The organism is Gemmobacter serpentinus, from assembly GCF_008973825.1.
Taxonomy (GTDB): domain Bacteria; phylum Pseudomonadota; class Alphaproteobacteria; order Rhodobacterales; family Rhodobacteraceae; genus Gemmobacter; species Gemmobacter serpentinus.
Genome location: NZ_WCHR01000017.1, coordinates 1 through 16,526, shown reverse-complemented (window position 1 = coordinate 16,526; position 16,526 = coordinate 1). Strand labels below are relative to the sequence as shown.

General features: G+C 64.1%; 18 protein-coding genes, 1 tRNA gene and 2 pseudogenes. 7 read left to right on the top strand and 14 right to left on the bottom strand.

Annotated elements, in window-relative coordinates:
• Positions 1–200: 200 nt before the first annotated feature.
• Positions 201–785 (top strand): CAP domain-containing protein, encoded by a 585-nt coding sequence (locus GBJ34_RS10275; RefSeq protein ID WP_192931183.1) that lies wholly within the window; start codon positions 201–203, stop codon positions 783–785.
• A gap of 53 nt (positions 786–838) precedes the next feature.
• Here the strand turns inward: GBJ34_RS10275 and GBJ34_RS10270 are convergent, their stop codons facing one another.
• Entirely contained in the window at positions 839–2,143 is a 1,305-nt protein-coding gene (locus GBJ34_RS10270; protein ID WP_404811419.1) for an ATP-binding protein, read from the bottom strand.
• A gap of 85 nt (positions 2,144–2,228) precedes the next feature.
• On the opposite strand from GBJ34_RS10270, the gene GBJ34_RS10265 reads away from it, so the two are divergent.
• Positions 2,229–3,164 (top strand): MBL fold metallo-hydrolase, encoded by a 936-nt coding sequence (locus GBJ34_RS10265; RefSeq protein ID WP_226341132.1) that lies wholly within the window; start codon positions 2,229–2,231, stop codon positions 3,162–3,164.
• Between the two features lie 5 nt (positions 3,165–3,169).
• Here the strand turns inward: GBJ34_RS10265 and GBJ34_RS10260 are convergent, their stop codons facing one another.
• The 4 genes from GBJ34_RS10260 to GBJ34_RS10245 form a co-directional block, all read right to left on the bottom strand.
• Positions 3,170–3,847 carry a GntR family transcriptional regulator gene (locus GBJ34_RS10260; RefSeq protein ID WP_151719186.1) on the bottom strand — a complete coding sequence of 226 codons (678 nt, stop codon included), beginning with the start codon at positions 3,845–3,847 and terminating at the stop codon, positions 3,170–3,172.
• 117 nt (positions 3,848–3,964) lie between these two features.
• Entirely contained in the window at positions 3,965–4,807 is an 843-nt protein-coding gene (locus GBJ34_RS10255; RefSeq protein ID WP_151719185.1) for a lysophospholipid acyltransferase family protein, read from the bottom strand.
• Positions 4,804–5,652, bottom strand: a complete 849-nt coding sequence (locus GBJ34_RS10250; protein WP_151719184.1) for a GNAT family N-acetyltransferase — start codon at positions 5,650–5,652, stop codon at positions 4,804–4,806. Before GBJ34_RS10250 ends, GBJ34_RS10255 begins: the two co-directional genes overlap by 4 nt.
• A 161-nt stretch (positions 5,653–5,813) precedes the next feature.
• The gene (locus tag GBJ34_RS10245; RefSeq protein WP_192931182.1) at positions 5,814–5,999 is read right to left on the bottom strand and encodes a DUF3553 domain-containing protein; all 186 of its coding nucleotides are present in this window, start codon (positions 5,997–5,999) and stop codon (positions 5,814–5,816) included.
• Between the two features lie 28 nt (positions 6,000–6,027).
• On the opposite strand from GBJ34_RS10245, the gene GBJ34_RS10240 reads away from it, so the two are divergent.
• A complete protein-coding gene (locus tag GBJ34_RS10240) occupies positions 6,028–6,630 on the top strand; it encodes a histidine phosphotransferase family protein (protein WP_151719183.1) in 603 nt (200 codons plus the stop codon).
• A gap of 103 nt (positions 6,631–6,733) precedes the next feature.
• Positions 6,734–8,041, top strand: coding sequence for a calcium-binding protein (locus GBJ34_RS10235; protein WP_151719182.1), 1,308 nt, complete (start codon positions 6,734–6,736; stop codon positions 8,039–8,041).
• 121 nt (positions 8,042–8,162) lie between these two features.
• Here GBJ34_RS10235 and GBJ34_RS10230 read toward each other — a convergent pair whose 3' ends face one another.
• The 8 genes from GBJ34_RS10230 to GBJ34_RS10195 form a co-directional block, all read right to left on the bottom strand.
• Positions 8,163–9,419, bottom strand: a complete 1,257-nt coding sequence (locus GBJ34_RS10230) for a glutamate-5-semialdehyde dehydrogenase (RefSeq protein ID WP_404811418.1) — start codon at positions 9,417–9,419, stop codon at positions 8,163–8,165.
• A gap of 71 nt (positions 9,420–9,490) precedes the next feature.
• On the bottom strand, positions 9,491–10,618 hold the full coding sequence (gene proB / locus GBJ34_RS10225) for a glutamate 5-kinase (RefSeq protein ID WP_151719180.1): 1,128 nt from the start codon (positions 10,616–10,618) through the stop codon (positions 9,491–9,493).
• Positions 10,606–11,637, bottom strand: coding sequence for a GTPase ObgE (obgE, locus tag GBJ34_RS10220; protein WP_151719179.1), 1,032 nt, complete (start codon positions 11,635–11,637; stop codon positions 10,606–10,608). Before obgE ends, proB begins: the two co-directional genes overlap by 13 nt.
• Positions 11,638–11,723: 86 nt before the next feature.
• On the bottom strand, positions 11,724–12,230 hold the full coding sequence (locus tag GBJ34_RS10215; RefSeq protein ID WP_151719178.1) for a GNAT family N-acetyltransferase: 507 nt from the start codon (positions 12,228–12,230) through the stop codon (positions 11,724–11,726).
• A 67-nt stretch (positions 12,231–12,297) separates the two neighbouring features.
• On the bottom strand, positions 12,298–12,834 hold the full coding sequence (locus GBJ34_RS10210; protein WP_151719335.1) for a GNAT family N-acetyltransferase: 537 nt from the start codon (positions 12,832–12,834) through the stop codon (positions 12,298–12,300).
• 290 nt (positions 12,835–13,124) lie between these two features.
• A complete protein-coding gene (rpmA, locus tag GBJ34_RS10205) occupies positions 13,125–13,394 on the bottom strand; it encodes a 50S ribosomal protein L27 (protein WP_151719177.1) in 270 nt (89 codons plus the stop codon).
• Between the two features lie 15 nt (positions 13,395–13,409).
• Positions 13,410–13,817, bottom strand: a complete 408-nt coding sequence (rplU, locus tag GBJ34_RS10200) for a 50S ribosomal protein L21 (RefSeq protein WP_151719176.1) — start codon at positions 13,815–13,817, stop codon at positions 13,410–13,412.
• 449 nt (positions 13,818–14,266) lie between these two features.
• Positions 14,267–15,181: a DUF2059 domain-containing protein gene (locus GBJ34_RS10195; RefSeq protein WP_192931181.1), complete on the bottom strand. Its 915-nt coding sequence runs from the start codon at positions 15,179–15,181 to the stop codon at positions 14,267–14,269.
• A 324-nt stretch (positions 15,182–15,505) separates the two neighbouring features.
• Between GBJ34_RS10195 and GBJ34_RS10190 the strand changes: the two genes are divergently transcribed.
• Positions 15,506–15,595 (top strand) — tRNA-Ser (locus GBJ34_RS10190).
• A 211-nt stretch (positions 15,596–15,806) separates the two neighbouring features.
• Positions 15,807–16,199, top strand: coding sequence for a hypothetical protein (locus GBJ34_RS21065; protein ID WP_264177064.1), 393 nt, complete (start codon positions 15,807–15,809; stop codon positions 16,197–16,199).
• Here GBJ34_RS21065 and GBJ34_RS21205 read toward each other — a convergent pair.
• A pseudogene (locus tag GBJ34_RS21205) lies at positions 16,137–16,265 on the bottom strand (recombinase zinc beta ribbon domain-containing protein); the annotation flags it as partial. The gene GBJ34_RS21065 and the pseudogene GBJ34_RS21205 sit on opposite strands and share 63 nt — an antisense overlap.
• Before the next feature lie 114 nt (positions 16,266–16,379).
• Here GBJ34_RS21205 and GBJ34_RS10180 point away from each other — a divergent pair.
• Positions 16,380–16,526: pseudogene (locus GBJ34_RS10180) on the top strand (IS5/IS1182 family transposase); the annotation flags it as partial.

Here is a 16,526-nt window from a genome sequence, read left to right as displayed (position 1 = left end):
CCTCCGCGCGGGGCCATTTGCGGGTGTTGGGGCAGCCTTGCCATCGCGGAATGTATCGCGCAGGTTGCGCCTCATCGGCGGATATCCGGGCCGCGACAGTCTGGCCCTTTCGCTTGCCATCCTTTCACCTTTCCCCTGGCACCTGCCACGCCGGGCGCCTGCCAGATGCCCGCCTGCCCCATTCACGGACCCCGATCCCGATGCTCCTGCGCCCTGCCTGTCTTCCGCTTCTGCTGCCCGCCTTGCTTTCGGCCTGCATCATCGTGCCGCTGCCGGAAGAGACAGCAAAGCAGGTGCCCTTTGCAATTCCGATCCGGATCGGGGGCAGCTCGCATGGGGCCCCGGCTGCGGATCTGCCCATGCCGGTCGCGCGCTGCGGCCCACCCGCCCAGACCGCGCTGACCGCAGAGGCGGTTCTGGCCGAGGTCAATCGCCAGCGTGCGATGCAAGGCCTTGCCGCCCTTGCCGCCGCGCCGCGTTTGCAGGTCGTGGCACAGGATCAGGCCTGCCAGATTGCCGAAAGCCAGACCATTGGTCACCGTGATGCCCGCGGTCGCAATATTGCCGACCGGGCGACCAAGGCAGGTTATGGCTGGAGCCATATCGCCGAGAATGTGGGCTTTGGCCGCCTTGCCAGCGCCGAAGCTGTCGTGGCCGCCTGGATGGGCTCGGCCGGGCATCGCGCCAATCTGCTCAGCCCGAAGGCCCGCGAAGCGGGCTTTGGCTATGCCGAGAATGCCAAAGGCCAGCCGGGTTGGGTGCTGGTGGTCGGGCAGCCGCGCTAAGGGTGCCACCCTCTGCGCCATGGATCAAAGCGCCGGGCTCAAGGCGCATCAGCTCAGCGCGCCAGCACCAGATCGGCGCGCAGGCCGCCAAGGCTTTCGCTTTCGCCCAAGCGCAGCACCCCGCCGTGGCTGCGCGCGATATCGGCGGCAATCGACAGGCCAAGGCCCACGCCGCCGCCCCGGTTCGGGTCGCGTGCGCCGTCGAGCCGGGCAAAGGGCTGCACCGCCTCGTCGCGTCGTTCCATCGGAATGCCGGGGCCGTCATCCTCGATCACGATGCGCACAGAACGGTCGCCATCATGCAGGGTGATGCGGGTGCGGTCGGCAAAGCGGTTGGCATTGGACAGCAGATTCTCCACTGCGCGCGTCACCGCTTGCGGGCGCAGCCGCAGCTTGACCACCGCCGCCCCTTGTAGATCAACGCGTTGCCCGCCGCGCACCGCCTTTTCCACCAGCGATGCCAGCAACGCCGCCAGATCGATCTCCTCGGCCTCTTCGGTGGCATCCCCGCGCGCGAAGGCCAGGAATTCGTCCACCAGCCGCTCCATATCCGCGACATCACCCAGAAGCGCCGCCGTTTCCTCATCTTCGGGCAGCATCGAAAGGCCCAGCTTCAACCGGGTCAGCGGTGTGCGCAGATCATGGCTGACCCCCGATAGCATCCGCGTCCGGCTTTCGATATGCCGTTCGATCCGCGCCCGCATATCGACAAAGGCCGCGCCTGCCGCCCGCACCTCGGTCGCGCCGCGCGGGCGATAGGGCATGTGCTGGCCCTTGCCGAATGCCGCTGCCGCCTGTGCCAAGCGGGTAATCGGCGCCACCTGATTGCGCAGGAACAGGTAGGAAATCACCGTCATCAGGGCCGAGGTCAGGATCATCAGCACCAGCAACTGATGTGGATTGGTCGCCGACATCCGGCGCCGGTCGATGCCGATACGCAAAGCCTCTTGCGGGGCAGCATCCACGCCGGGCAACCGGAAATCGGCCATCACCCGGTTGTCATCCAGCGTCAGATCGGCCCCCAGAAACCCTGCCACCTCGGCGCGCAGGGTCTCGGCCACCACGCGCCCGGTGAAATCCATCACATCGCGGCGAATCTCGGTCAGCGGCACAGCCACCGGCTCCAGCGTATAGCCAAGCCCGGCGGCTGCATTCTGTGCGGCCTCCGGCCCGTCATCTTGCAGGCGCTGCAGGACATAGCGGATCTCGGTCGCGACACCGCCGGTCATCTGCTGGGTCACCCGCTCGAAATGGCGCTGGATGAAAGCGATGGACACGACCAGCTGGATCGTGACGATGGGCACGACCAGAATAAGCAGGGCGCGCCCGTAAAGGCCACGCGGCAAAAGGTGTTTCATGCGGAATGCCATGCCTCAAAGCTAGTGCAGCGCGGGCTGCGGGAAAAGGGGCAGCACGCGCCACGCCATGGAAAAGAGAATGACGATGCAGGACGCCATGACATCCGCCGCCGCGACGGCCACCGCTCCGCCAAGCCCGGAGCTACCGCAGCCCGGCGTCCTGCAACAGCCCGAGCCCGGCCTGCGCATGGTTCTGGCCCCCAATCCCTCGCCCATGACGCATTGGGGCACCAACACCTTCCTGCTGGGGCAAGGGGCTGTGGCGGTGATCGACCCCGGCCCCGATGATCCAAGGCATATGGCGGCGGTTCTAGCGGCCCTTGGCCCGGGCGAACGGATCAGCCATATCCTTGTGACCCATGCCCATCGCGACCATTCCCCGCTGGCCCGCCCGCTATCGCAGGCAACCGGCGCGCCGGTTCTCGCTTTCGGCGATGCGCGGTCGGGGCGCTCTGCCCGGATGGCGGCGCTTGCGGGGCTTGAGGGCGGCGAAGGGCTGGATCTGGCCTTCCGCCCCGACCGGCTGTTGCAGGATGGCGAGGTGATCCGGGGCGATGACTGGGAACTGACCGCGATCCATACCCCCGGCCATATCGGCGGGCATCTGTGCTTTGGCTGGGGTGATTGCCTGTTTTCCGGCGATCATGTGATGGGTTGGGCCCCCTCGCTGGTGTCGCCCCCCGAGGGCGATATGAGCGATTACATGGCGTCGCTGGAGCGGCTGGCGGAGGGGCCTTGGCGGCGCGCCCATGCCGGTCACGGTGCCCCCATCACGGATCTGCCCGCGCGGCTAAAGGAACTGCAGACCCATCGCCGCGCGCGCGAGGCCGCGATTCTTGCGGCCCTTGACCAAGCCGCCACGCCCGCCGAACTGACCGCACAGGTTTACCGTGATGTGAACCCCGCGCTGATCCCCGCCGCGCAACGCAACCTGCTGGCGCATCTCATCGATCTGGCGCATCGCGGCCTTGTGGCCGCTGAAGACGGCGACCCGGTGCAAAGCCGCTATCGCCGGGCCTGAAGCCCTTACAGCGCCTCTTCGGCCAATGCCGCGCGCACCTGATCCACGCCCTGCGCGATATCTTCGCGGATCGCCACGGCCAGGGCCTGCGCATCGCCCGCGCGCATCGCCTCCAGCGCCTCGGCATGGCGGTCGGGCAGACCAAGCGCGATATAGCGACCAAGGATCACCCGCAACGATGGTCCAAACCGCAGCCAGACCGAGCGCGCCACATCCTCCAGCACCGTGGCGCCTGCCGCCTCATACAGCGCGAAATGGAAGGCGTGGTTCAGCCGCAGATAGGTTGTCACATCCGAGGCGCGGATCGCAGGCTCGATCCCGTGATCGATCTCTTCCAGCTTGGCGATCAGCGCGGGCGTGACATGGGGGGCGGCAAGTTCGGCCAGCTTCGGCTCCACCGCCTCGCGGATATGAACCAGCTGATCCAACAGCAAGGGCGTCATGCGCGGCACCGAGACGCGGCGATTGTCATGCAGGACCAGCGCGCCCTCGGCGGTCAGACGGCGGATTGCCTCGCGCACCGGGGTCATGCCTGCATCCAGATCGCGGATCAAACCTTGGATCGTCACTGGCTGACCGGGGGCCAGAACGCCATACAACACCATGTCGCGCAGCCGCAGATAGGTGATCTCATGCGTCGGAACCTTGCGCGCCTCGACCGCCTGCTGCGTGGTGTCGTCCATCTATGCCTCCAGCTTTCCGCCGCACCTTACGGTGAGGGCATGAATTTGATCAAGATCCCGAAATCTGTGCCCGCACCCAGCGTCGCGAAAGCATCACAGGGCCAATTGCGGCTGCCGTCACGGCTGTGCTGAGACCCGCGCATGATCGACCAGCGGATGCGCCGTGCGGATCACCGTTTCGCAATAGGCGGCAAGTTCCTTGCGACCCGGGAAGGCATCGACCGGCACGGGCGGGTGAAAGATCACCTCGATGGCACCCTGCCGGGGCGTCGCCAGAACCTGTAACAGATGCGCGGCAAAGCTCATATCCGCCCACCAGCCATACCAGCGCGGATCGCGGCCCTTTGGCGCGTGATAGACCACCGTCACCGGCTGGATCTGCAACACACGGTCCATGCCATGGGTGAAGAAGGCCTGAAACAGCGGCGTCTTGAAGGGCAGCACATGCAGCGTATCGGTCGAGGTGCCCTCGGGAAAGAACAGCAGGCGATGGCCCGCCCGCAGGCGTTCCTCCATCATCTCCTGCTGGCGCTTGGCCTCGGTCGGCTTGCGGGCAATGAACATGGTGCCGGTGGCGCGGGCCAGAATGCCGATGCCCGCCCAGCCCGCCACTTCATCCTTGGAAACGAAATAGACCCGGTCCGCCGCATTCAGCGAAAAGATATCGATCCAACCCGCGTGATTGGCGACAATCGCGCCCTGCCCCTGCATCGGCCTGCCGCGCCGGGTATAGCGAAAGCCCATGATGAACAGCGCGGCCCGGCAGACCGCCTTGGTGATCCATGGCGTCACCGGGCGATGCAGGCCGAAAACCGGCCGCTCGATCAGCCGCAGCAGCAGGAAGACCAGCAGGCCACCATAGGTGACCAGCCCCAGAACAACCCCGCGCAACGCTGCCAGCGCATAGCCGAAGGGGCCGATGCGCGGCACCACCATGCGTTCGTCCTGCCAGTTGTTCATCCCCGATCACCCTGCCCGTCTCTTGTCTGGCGCTCTGTCTGACCGCTGGCGTCGCCGTCATTCTGACCCTCGGCATGTTTGCGCACATAATAGTCGCGATGGCGCGACGACATCTGCGCGGTGTCCATCACCAGCAGCACATCGGTCGTGTTGAAATCATGATCCACCCAGGCACCGTCGCCAACGCAGCCCCCCAGGCGCAAATAGGCCTTGATCAGCGCCGGTGTGGCCTGCATCGCCGCGCGCCGATCCAGCGCCGCCTCAGGCAACACCGCCATCTCGGCGCGATGCGCGGGCAGCGCCACCGCCCGCAGATCCGTTGGGGCCAGATGGTTATGCCACAGATAGGACAAGGGCTGCGCCAGCGCCGCCACATCGGTGCCAGGGAAGGAGGCCGTGCCGAACATCAGTTCGATCCCGCGCTCCAGCACATAATCGGCAAGGCGGTTCCACATCTGCATCATCGCCGCACCGCCCCGATAATCGGGATGCACGCAGGACCGGCCCAGTTCCAGCAGGCTGCGACCCGTGGCACGCAGCGCGCCAAGGTCATACTCGCTTTCTGAATAGAACCGCTGGCCCGCCGCCAGCCGCGCGCCCGGCAACAATCGATAGACCGCCACCACATCGTCAAGGCTGTCCGCATCGCGGTTGCGATCGATCAGCAGCATATGATCGCACAGACCATCGAAGGCATCGCCTTCCAGCCGGGCGGCATGATCGACCAGCGGCCCGTCCGATCCCATCTCCTCCACGAAGACCCGATATCGCAGCCGCTGCGCTGCCATCAGATCACGCGGATCGCGCGCCAGACGCAGCTCAAAGGCGCTGTCTTCGGTCTTCATCCCGCCCAACCTTTCCTGTCAGGGTCCGAAATAGGCGCAAGACCCGTCGCGATGCAACCGTCTAACCTGCTGCTGCACCGCAAAGGGCCCGTCCAACGCGACGCCTGCGCGCAAACAATCAGAGATTGCATTTCCGCCAGATTGCCTTACCCTGATGGCTGTCAGACCTCGAAATCCCGCTGCAAGCTGATCCGGCTGCCGTCGATCACGACCTTGCCGCGATGTTCAAAGTTCACGGTGATGCGGTTCCCGACATTGGATTGCACCTGACCCAAGCCCCAATCGGGCTCCTGCGGGTGACGCACCATCATGCCGGGTTCCAGCAAGGCGTTCAGTCCAAGGCTCATTTCACTCTTTCATAGTTGCTGAGGAACCATGTCCGACCGTCTTGATCTGAACGCATTGATTGGTTCGCGAATCTGTCATGATCTTATCAGCCCGATTGGTGCCATCGGCAATGGGGTGGAACTTTTGCAGATGGACGGTGCCGCGCGCAGTCCTGAAATGACACTGATCGCCGAAAGCGTGGCACAGGCCAATGCAAGGATCCGTCTGTTCCGCATCGCCTTTGGCAGCGCAAGCAGCGGCCAGCGCATCGGACGCCCGGAGGTGGTCTCGATCCTGACCGGGCTGACGCGGGGCGGGCGGCTGGAACTGGTCTGGAACAGCCCGCAAGACCTTGCCCGCACTGAGGTGAAACTGGCGCTTTTGCTGCTGATGTGCCTTGAAACCGCCCTGAGCCATGGCGGCAAGATCGTGATCGAGCGCAGCGACACCCGCTGGACGCTGACCGCCACCGCGCCTCGGATGCGCGTCGACCCGGCTCTGTGGGAGGTGCTGTCAAACCCCGCAGCCCCCCATGACATCACCCCGGCGCAGGTGCATTTCGCCCTGCTGCGCGAGGAGCTGGCGCGCCAGGGCCGCAAACTTGTGGCCGAAATCCGCGAGACTGAAATTCGTCTTGGCCTTGCGGTCTGAGATGGCAATTCCCGGGCCACGGCCCAAAAACCTTGTCACATGGTCCTGATTTGCCTAGCCTTTCCGGCGCATTGAACCGGAAAAGCAAGACAGGAGGCTGTCCATGGCCACGATCAACAGCAACACCAAGGTCACCCTGACCGGCAGCGGCACCTTCAATATTGCCGGTCAGACGCAATATTGGGGTGGCCGGTTCATGGAGTTTCTGTCGTTCTGGAACCCGCATGAGAATCCTGTGGTGAAGCTGAATATCGCCATGTCAGGGCGGGACTGGGACATTGCAATCCTGCGCATTGTCGGCAGCATTTCGGCAACGGTGACCGATAGCAACAGCAATGCCCGGCGCATCGACACGATGCAGCTTGGCGGCAATGGCAACCATGTGCTGACCCTGCGCAGCACCGAGGTCGGCTCGATCGCCATGGCCGATGGCCATGACCGCGCGACCATCGGTGCCGGCAATATCGGCGTGTTGCGCATGGGCTTTGGCAATGACACGCTGACCAGCGGCACCGGCTTTATCGACATGATCGATCTGGGCGATGGCAACAACACCGCCACCATCGGCGCGGGCGGCGCGCGCACCCTGCTGGGCGGCGGTGGCATCGATCGCATCACGCTGCGCGGCGAGGTCGATTACATCAATACCGAGGGCGGCAATGACCGTATCACCACGACCTCCGGCTGGGTCGGCTTCATCGATGCCGGGCGCGGCAAGGATGTGGTGACCCTGGGACGCGGCGGGGCCGATACCATCCTGCTGGGGCGCGACGCCGATATCATCCATATCAAGCCGCAGACGGACCCGACCGCGCTGGTCTCGATCAATGGCGGCGGCGGCGTCTCAAACAGCAAGAACCAGGACAGTGACCTGATCAGCTTTGCCGACTTCTCCGCCGGTGTGACGGTCGATCTGCGAGCGGGCCGCGCGACCTCGGCCCAGGGGAATTTTGTGCTGCGCGAGATGGAGCATGTCACCGGCGGCAAGGGACATGACCTGCTGCGCGGCGACGGCGAGGCCAACCGGCTGACCGGCGGCACCGGCCGCGACACATTGGAAGGTGGCGCAGGCGCCGATACGCTGGTCGGCGGCGGCGGGGCGGATCGCTTCGTCTTCACCACGAAATCCGACAGCACACCCCGCGCCCGCGATGTGATCAGCGATTTCAACCGCAGCCAGGGCGACAAGATCGATCTGACCCGGCTGGATGGCAATGACCGCGCCAGCGGCAATCAGGACCTGAAATTCATCGGATCATCGGCGTTTTCCGGCAAGGCGGGCGAATTGCGCGCCTTCACCTCCGGCTCGGCCACTCGCATCGAGGCCGATACCAATGGCGATGGCCGTGCCGATTTCAGCCTGGATCTTGGCAACCGGGTGTCGCTGATCGGTTCGGATTTCTTGCTGTAAGGCACTGGCCTGATGAAATGGCGCTCATGTAACGCATGAGCTTTCACCGCCAAGCCCCGATACTGCATAAAAAAATGGCCTGACCATATCCGGTCAGGCCATTGCCGTTCTGCGCTGCGCGTTACACGCGGCAGGTGCCGTCACCGGTGACCAGATATTTGAAACTGGTCAGTTGCTCGGCCCCCACCGGGCCTCTCGCGTGCATCTTGCCGGTGGCAATCCCGATCTCGCCGCCCAGACCGAACTCGCCGCCATCGGCAAACTGGGTCGAGGCATTGCGCATCAGGATCGCACTGTCCAGGCGCTCAAAGAACCGCGCGGCGGTCGCGTCATTCTCGGTCAGGATGCTTTCAGTATGCTGGCTGCCATATTGGCGGATATGGCGGATCGCGCCATCCACGCCATCGACCAGCTTTACGGCGATGATCATGTCCAGAAATTCGCGCCCGAAATCATCGGGTTGGGCAGGCACCGTGCCGGGAATCTTCGCCAGCTCGCCATCGGCCCGCACCTCGACACCCGCCGCCAGCAGATCCTCGATCAGCACCTTGCCGTGATCGGTGTAAAAGGCCCAATCCATCAGCAGGCATTCCGCCGATCCGCAAATCCCGGTGCGCCGGGTCTTGGCGTTCAGCACCACGCGGCGCGCCTTTTCCAGATCGGCATCGCGGTCGGCATAGACATGGCAGATTCCTTCCAGATGCGCGAAGACCGGCACCCGCGCCTCTTTCTGCACCAGCCCCACCAGCCCCTTGCCCCCGCGCGGCACGATCACGTCAATATGGTCCACCGCCTGCAGCATTGCCGAGACCGCCGCCCGGTCGCGCGTCGGCACAAGCTGAATCGCGTCTTCCGGCAGACCTGCCTTGCGCAAGCCCTCTACCATGCAGGCATGGATAGCGGTTGAGGAATGGAAACTTTCCGAGCCCCCGCGCAGGATCACCGCATTTCCGGCCTTCAGGCACAGCGCGCCCGCATCCGCCGTCACATTGGGGCGGCTTTCATAGATCACGCCAACTACGCCCAAAGGCGTCGCCACGCGCTGGATATGCAGGCCATTGGGGCGATCCCATTCCGCCAGCACCCGCCCGACAGGATCGGGCTGATCGGCAATCGCGCGCAGGGCACCGACGATCCCGGCAATCCGGCCCGCATCCAGCTTCAGCCGGTCCAGCATCGCCGGCGACAGCCCCTTCTCGGCCCCGAACGCCATATCCTTGTCATTGGCCGCAAGGATCGTGGGCACCGCGGCCTCAACGGCCTCAGCCGCCGCAAGAAGCGCCGCGCGCTTGGCCTCTGGTGGCGCGAAAGCCAGCTCCGCCGCCGCCGCCCGGGCCTTCACCCCGATCTCGCGCATCAGCCCAGCCACATCTTCCATCGCCATCCCTTTCATCTGTTCACAAATATCCCGGGGGTGCGTGGGCTGGCCCCCGCGTCCCGCGTCAGGGGTCACACCACCATGTCATCGCGGTGGATCAGCGCCGCCCGCCCCTCATAGCCAAGGATGCCGGCAATCTCGCCCGAACGCCGCCCGGCAATCCGCCGTGCCTCGTCCGAGGTATAGCGGATCAAGCCGCGCCCAAGGGCCGCGCCATCCGGGCCAAGGATGCCCACCGGCTCGCCCCGGCCAAAGCTGCCCTCGACCGCGACCACACCCGCAGGCAGCAGGCTTTTGCCGGACCGTAGTGCCGACACGGCGCCGGCATCGACCCGGATCCTGCCCTTTTCCTTCATCGCGTTGATCCACAGCTTGCGCGCCTGACGCGGATCATCCTTGGCGACAAACCATGTGCGATGCGCCCCTTCGGCCAGCGCCTTCAGCGGCCGCAAGACCGAACCCTCCATGATCGCCATGGCACAGCCCCCCGCCACTGCGGTCTTCGCCGCCATCAGCTTGGTCTTCATGCCGCCTTTCGACAGGCCCGAGATCGGATCGCCCGCCATCGCCTCGATCTCGGGGGTAATGGTATCGACCACATCAAAGCGCGTGGCGGTCGGGTCTTCCTTCGGATTGGCGGAATAGAAGCCATCGACATCCGACAGCAGGATCAGTTGATCCGCCCCCGCCGTGACCGCGATCTGCGCCGCCAGCCGGTCATTGTCGCCATAGCGGATCTCGTCGGTGGCAACCGTGTCATTCTCGTTCACGATCGGCACAACCCCAAGGCCCAGCAGCGTCTCCATCGTGGCGCGGCTGTTCAGATAGCGGCGGCGATCCTCGGTATCTTCCAGCGTGACAAGGATCTGCGCTGTGGTGATGCCATGCGGTGCCAGCACCTCTTCATAGGCGCGGGCCAACCGGATCTGGCCGACCGCCGCCGCCGCCTGTGATTGCTCCAGCGTCAGCGCCCCGGCGGGCAGGCCCAGAATCATCCGCCCAAGCGCGATGGAGCCGGACGAGACCAGCACGACCTGACAGCCACGCACCTTGGCCTCGGCCACATCCATTGCCAGCGCCGAAAGCCAGCCCTGCCGCAGTCCCTTGGCGCGATCGACCAGCAGGGCCGATCCGATCTTGATCACCAGCCGCCGCGCCGCACGAATATCGGGGGCCGCGATCTGCGTCAGGGTTGCCATTTCGTCACCTCGACCGGCATCCGGGACCGGCGGTCTTCCATGATTTCACTGTGGATCGCGCGCAATGCATCCAGCAAGCCTTCCTGCGAGACGCCGGAAATCAGATAGACCGGCCCACCGCTGGCCTTTTCCAAGGCCTTCTTGCGCGTGGCGATGGTCTTTTTGTCCAGCGCGTCGATCTTGTTCAGCGCAAGGATACAGGGCTTTTCCGCCAATTCCTCGGCATAGGCCTCCAGCTCGCCCCGGATGGTGCGATAATCCTTGGTGATCGTGCTGGAAGTGCCATCGACCAGATGCAGCAGGACCGAGCACCGCTCGACATGGGCCAGGAACTGGTCGCCCAGGCCCCGCCCCTCGGAGGCACCTTCGATCAGACCCGGAATATCGGCCATGACAAATTCAGCGCCATCCACCCCCACGACGCCAAGGTTTGGCACCAGCGTGGTGAAGGGGTAATCCGCGATTTTCGGACGTGCATTCGACACGGCCGCAAGGAAGGTCGACTTCCCGGCATTGGGCAGGCCCAAAAGTCCGGCATCGGCGATCAGCTTCAGGCGCAGCCAGATCGTGCGCTCCACCCCCTCTTGCCCCGGATTGGCCCGCGCGGGTGCCCGGTTGGTGGACGATTTGAAATGCAGGTTGCCCCAGCCGCCATTGCCGCCCTGTGCCAGCAGCACGCGCTGGCCAACTTCGGTCAGGTCGGCGATGATGGTTTCCTCATCCTCGTCGATGATCTCGGTGCCCAGCGGCACGCGCAGCACCACATCGTCGCCGGATTTGCCGGTGCGCTGGCTGCCCATGCCGGGCTGGCCGGATTTCGCGAAGAAGTGTTGCTGATAGCGATAGTCGATCAGGGTGTTCAGCCCCTCGACCGCCTCGACCCAGACCGAGCCACCATTGCCACCGTCCCCGCCATCGGGCCCGCCGAATTCGATGAACTTTTCGCGCCGGAACGAGACACAGCCCGAACCGCCGCCGCCCGAGCGGATATAGACCTTGGCGAGATCAAGAAATTTCATCGGGATGGCCCCTTCGGGATATGGCGTCAGCTGGCGGATTGTCGAGAAATGGCGATAGCCCCGGAATGGCCCGGGTGCAAGCTGCGTCAGGGTTGTGGTCGCTGATCCAGCCGCAATTGCATGAAAACAAGGTCCAGCCAGCGTCCGAATTTCTGCCCGACCTCGTGCATACGGGCGGATTCGACAAATCCCGCCTTTTCATGCAGCCGCAAGGAGGCGACGTTTTCGGACGTGATCCCCGCAATCATCAAATGTTTGCCGCAGGCCCGCGCGCGTGGGATCAGCGCCGAAAGCAGGCGGAAGGCCAACCCCTGTCCGCGCGCGGCCTCGGCCACATAGACCGAGTGTTCGACAGAGGCACGAAAGCCGTCAAAGGGGCGAAAATCGCCAAAGCTGGCATAGCCCATCACCTGACCGTCCTCGACCGCGACCAGAACCGGATAGCCCAACGCCACCCGCGCCGCCATCCAGGCCACGCGGTTCGCGGCATCCACCTCGCTGTCCATCAGGATGGCGGTGGTGTTGCGCACGGCGTCATTATAGATCCTGGCAATGCCTGCGGCGTCATCAGGCCGGGCGTCGCGGATATCCATGGTGGTCTTGCCTTCTTTTGCCGTCAGGCAGCGGATTGCCGGAGCCTAGCCCCGGCAATCCCTGCGATCAATCCAGCTTGCGCAGATAGGTCCAGGTCGGGACCCGCGCATTGCGCGCCACCGAAAAGGTTTCGGCATCGCCCAGATACTGGAAGCCCGCATTGGTCAGGACACGGGCCGAGCCGGGATTGTCCTGAAACACCTCGGCAAAGATCGTGCGGTTCTTTTGCGGGTTGGCGGTGACCAGCGCGCGCACGGCTTCAGACGCAAAGCCCGTGTTCCAGAAGGCAGGTGCCACCCAATAGCCGATCTCGCTCTGGTCGCGGTTGAACTTTTCCTCGTCCATGCGCTTGAGGCTGATCACCCCCAGCACCTCGGCCAGACCATGGGCGCTGCCATCAAGAACCCAGACATTCTCATGCCCCTTGGGGTTCATGCTGCGGGTCACGAAATTCTCGGCCGCCCCCGGCGGCAGCGGATGCGGAATGGATCGGGTCGCCTCGGCCACGCGGCGGTCGCCCGCATACATGGCAAAAAGACCTTCGTCGGATTTTCGGACCGGGCGCAGGGTAAAGCGCACCGCAGTGATGACACCATCGGTCATCTGACCAAAACCGGCCAGCGCCGTAAAATCAATATCCTTTCCAACCACATCCAGTTTCATCGCTTCCCTCCATCGAAGCGCATGATCGGCCCCGCCCTTGCGGGTGCCGCACACGAATTTCCCTGTAATCCCCCCTCCGAATTGGGGGTGCCACAGGGCAGACACAAGGGCGGACCATCCGGCCTTGCGATTTCGCCCCCTCCTCCTGCCCGGCAAACCCGGCAGAAATGAGGAAAGGGGCCGGCCTTTCGGCCGACCCCCTTGTTACAATTCGATTGTAACGGTTCGGCTTACTCGGCCGCCTCCGCAACCGGGAGAACCGAGATGAAAGTGCGGCCTTTGAGGCCCTTCTTGAACGCAACCTTGCCTTCGACGGTCGCGAAGATGGTGTGGTCAGTGCCCATACCAACGCCGGTGCCCGGGAACCAAGTGGTGCCGCGCTGACGCACGATGATATTGCCCGGAATGACGGCCTGGCCGCCATAGAGCTTCACGCCGAGGCGACGACCAGCCGAGTCACGACCGTTGCGGGACGAACCGCCTGCTTTCTTGTGTGCCATGGGGTGTTACTCCTCTTATTCTGCGGCTTTGGCAGCAGCGCCGCCATTATGGGCCGCACGACGCGCATCGGCGGTGCCGGTGGCCGCTGCAACGCCCGAGGCTTCCGCGCCCGAGGCCAGCACTTCGGTCACGCGCAGCAGCGTCAGCTGTTGACGGTGGCCCTTGGTGCGCTGCGAGCTGTGCTTGCGGCGACGCTTGACGTAATGGATGACCTTCTCGCCCTTGATCTGGGCGATCACTTCGGCCTGAACGGCGGCACCTGCCACGGTGGGCACGCCGACGGTCACGGTGTCACCACCAACCATCAGGATCTCGTTGAACTGGACTTTATCGCCAGCATTTGCAGCAAGTTTCTCAACGCGCAGGATGTCGCCAGCCTGGACCTTGTATTGCTTGCCGCCGGTTTTGAGGACCGCGAACATGGGTCTTTCCTTCCAGATTTCCGCGTCCTGCGGCCCCTACCCCATGCGGGAAAGGCGTTGATGGGTTGCCCCGCCTTCGAACAGCGCGCCCCTTGAGGGACGGATTGAGTATAGAATCCCCCACAGACTCGGAGGGTCCGAGCGGGATGCGCGCTTATCCGGGATCATCCCAGCGAAGTCAAGCCTGCGAGATCAGATCCCGCGGTGCTGCCCGCCCTTCTTTCTCAGGGCGTCGCGCGCGGCACCGCCATAACCGGAAATCGCGGCCAAAGCTGCCAACCGGCAGGCTGGCTGCGGCCATCCGGACGGGTTTTGGCATAGATGCCCGGAGCAAGTGCGCCCATCTCCGCCCCCCAGACCCAAATCCGCGGGCCAAGGGCCGTGGCGCGCTACAGCGACGGCAAGGCGCCTTCCCCAGCCCCACATCCGCGGGCCAAGGGTATTGGCGATCAGATATCCTCGCCTTGCACCATGCGGGCCGCAGCCCGGCCCAGATCGCGGCTGATCCGCATGAAACCTGCATCAAAGCCCGCAAACAGCGCCGCATTCAGTTGCTTGCCCTCGGCGCTTTCCGAGAATTTCTGATAGGATTGCAATTCTTCATCCGACAGCGGCTGATAGGCCAGCACCAGATAGGTCCAGAGCCATTCCTCGGTATCGTTGCGGACTTGATCCTCCTGCGCCCAGACCTCGGACAGCATATCGGATTCACTCATCTGCCCGTCAAACAGCCCGCCATCGGCCAAGCCACGATAGAAGGCGAGATTGGCGTTCAGGCCGCCCATCACATTCATCTCGATCAAGTCGTTGGTGGCGGCAAAGCGGCGCAGCGCCTCGATCCGAGGGCCATCCTTGGCGAACAGATCGCCCGCCGCGGCCTTCGCGGCCTCTTCGGCCGCCTTGTCCAGCAGGGCGCGCCGCGCCTCCAGCTCCAGCGACAGGATCTTCTGGCCGGTCGGGCTACCGAAAAACGCCTGCGCGGCGCGGATCACTTCGGGCTTGCCGGCGAGCTCGGTCTCCAGCCCGCGCTCCAGATCGGCCAGCAGCCGCGCCGGATCATAGATCGCACCGACGATTCCCTCCCATTCGGCACCATTGCGGCCGAGGAACATCTCGTCGCGCAATTGCTGGCCATAGGCCTTGCCTTCGGCCTGCATGACATCGACCACGCCCGAAAGCATCATGGTCTGCGCCAATTGGGCCACGCCCGCGCCGCGCGCGGGCAGTTGCGGATTGGGGGCCATCGGCACGGCGGGCCCTTCGGCCTGCGCACCACTTGCAACACCAAGCCCGATCAGGGCCGTCACGGTCAGCGCGCGGACCGCGCCGCGCATCCCTTCGCCGATCATCCGTCCTGCCGCCATGTCGCGCCTCTCCATTGCCGCCGCGATGCTGCCACGCAACACCGTGATCCACAGCTAATGCCCCATGCCGCACTTGCCAAGCACCCGCAGTCATCCCGCCCCGTAAACCCCGCGTGAGATGCGGCTCTCAGAAGGCCCACATCCCGGGTCTGCACGGCGGGGCATCCGGCATCAGCGCCTTCCGGCCCCTGCCCGCGGTTTTGCTTCCCGGCAAGCTCCGGCCATAAAAACGAAAAACCGTCGCCCAGAAAAGTTTTCCACCGAGGGGGCTTGCACCCGCATCGAACCTTCGCTAAATCCCCGCCTCACGACGATCCCTGACGCGGAGAGGTGGCAGAGTGGTCGAATGCGGCGGTCTCGAAAACCGTTGTCGGTTTGCGCCGACCCAGGGTTCGAATCCCTGTCTCTCCGCCATTTCGCATTTATTAGGCGAAACACTCCCTAACATATTGAAGGGTAAGGACGTTTTCGGGGTTCGAAACCCAGTTTCGGGCGCGTATTCCAGCCTATCGCAAAACGCCAATTTCAGCACCAGTTTCTGACACTCGATTCTGCCAAGATTCCATATTTTTGAAGGGCTTGAGAGGAATCCGAAGGCGAGTTCGAACAACTCCTCAAAGGTCCCATGCCGCTGGGTGCTGCGTGCACGCTTTTCCTCAAGCGCAACCTTACTACGCTCAAGGCTGTGAATCCGCTTCTCATAGGCAGTAACCACACTTTGAGACGTAGCATCAACGATCCGGTCAAGCAGCCCCTCGATCTGGGCTTCCACCTTAGCGGTCTCACGCTCATAGGTCTTTGCCACGGCCTTGGCCTGAGCCATGCGCTGCGTCCACGCATCTTTGAACATGGCATGAGCCAGCGTGAACAGTTTGGGCGCAGGCGTCAGCGTGTCGAGCATGGCAACAAACTGCCCCTCGACCAAATCACGCCGGATATGCTTGTTGCGGCGCTCACAGCCCTTGGTGAAGCACAGATAGTAAGGGTGACGCTCACCCGTCTTGCTGCGGCACCATGAGGCAGTGAACGGCCTGCCACAACACGCACAGGCAATGGCACCACGCAAGGGGAAGTCAGCCGACACATCGACGCGCACGGGTACACGCGCCCCCTCTTTCAGGCGGGCTTGGATGCGCTCAAAGGTCGCGAAGTCGATCAAGCCTTCATGCCGCCCTTTGGTTAGCGGCACCCCCCAGTCGGATATCACGCCCGAAGTCGGATAGAGGCAAAGATGAAGTGTCACAAGGCATTCGGGGAACGCATCGCATCACGTGATCCGGATCGCCAAACCGCCGAGGTCCAGATCCGCGTTGCACTCATGAACCGCTTCAATGCACTCGGCACT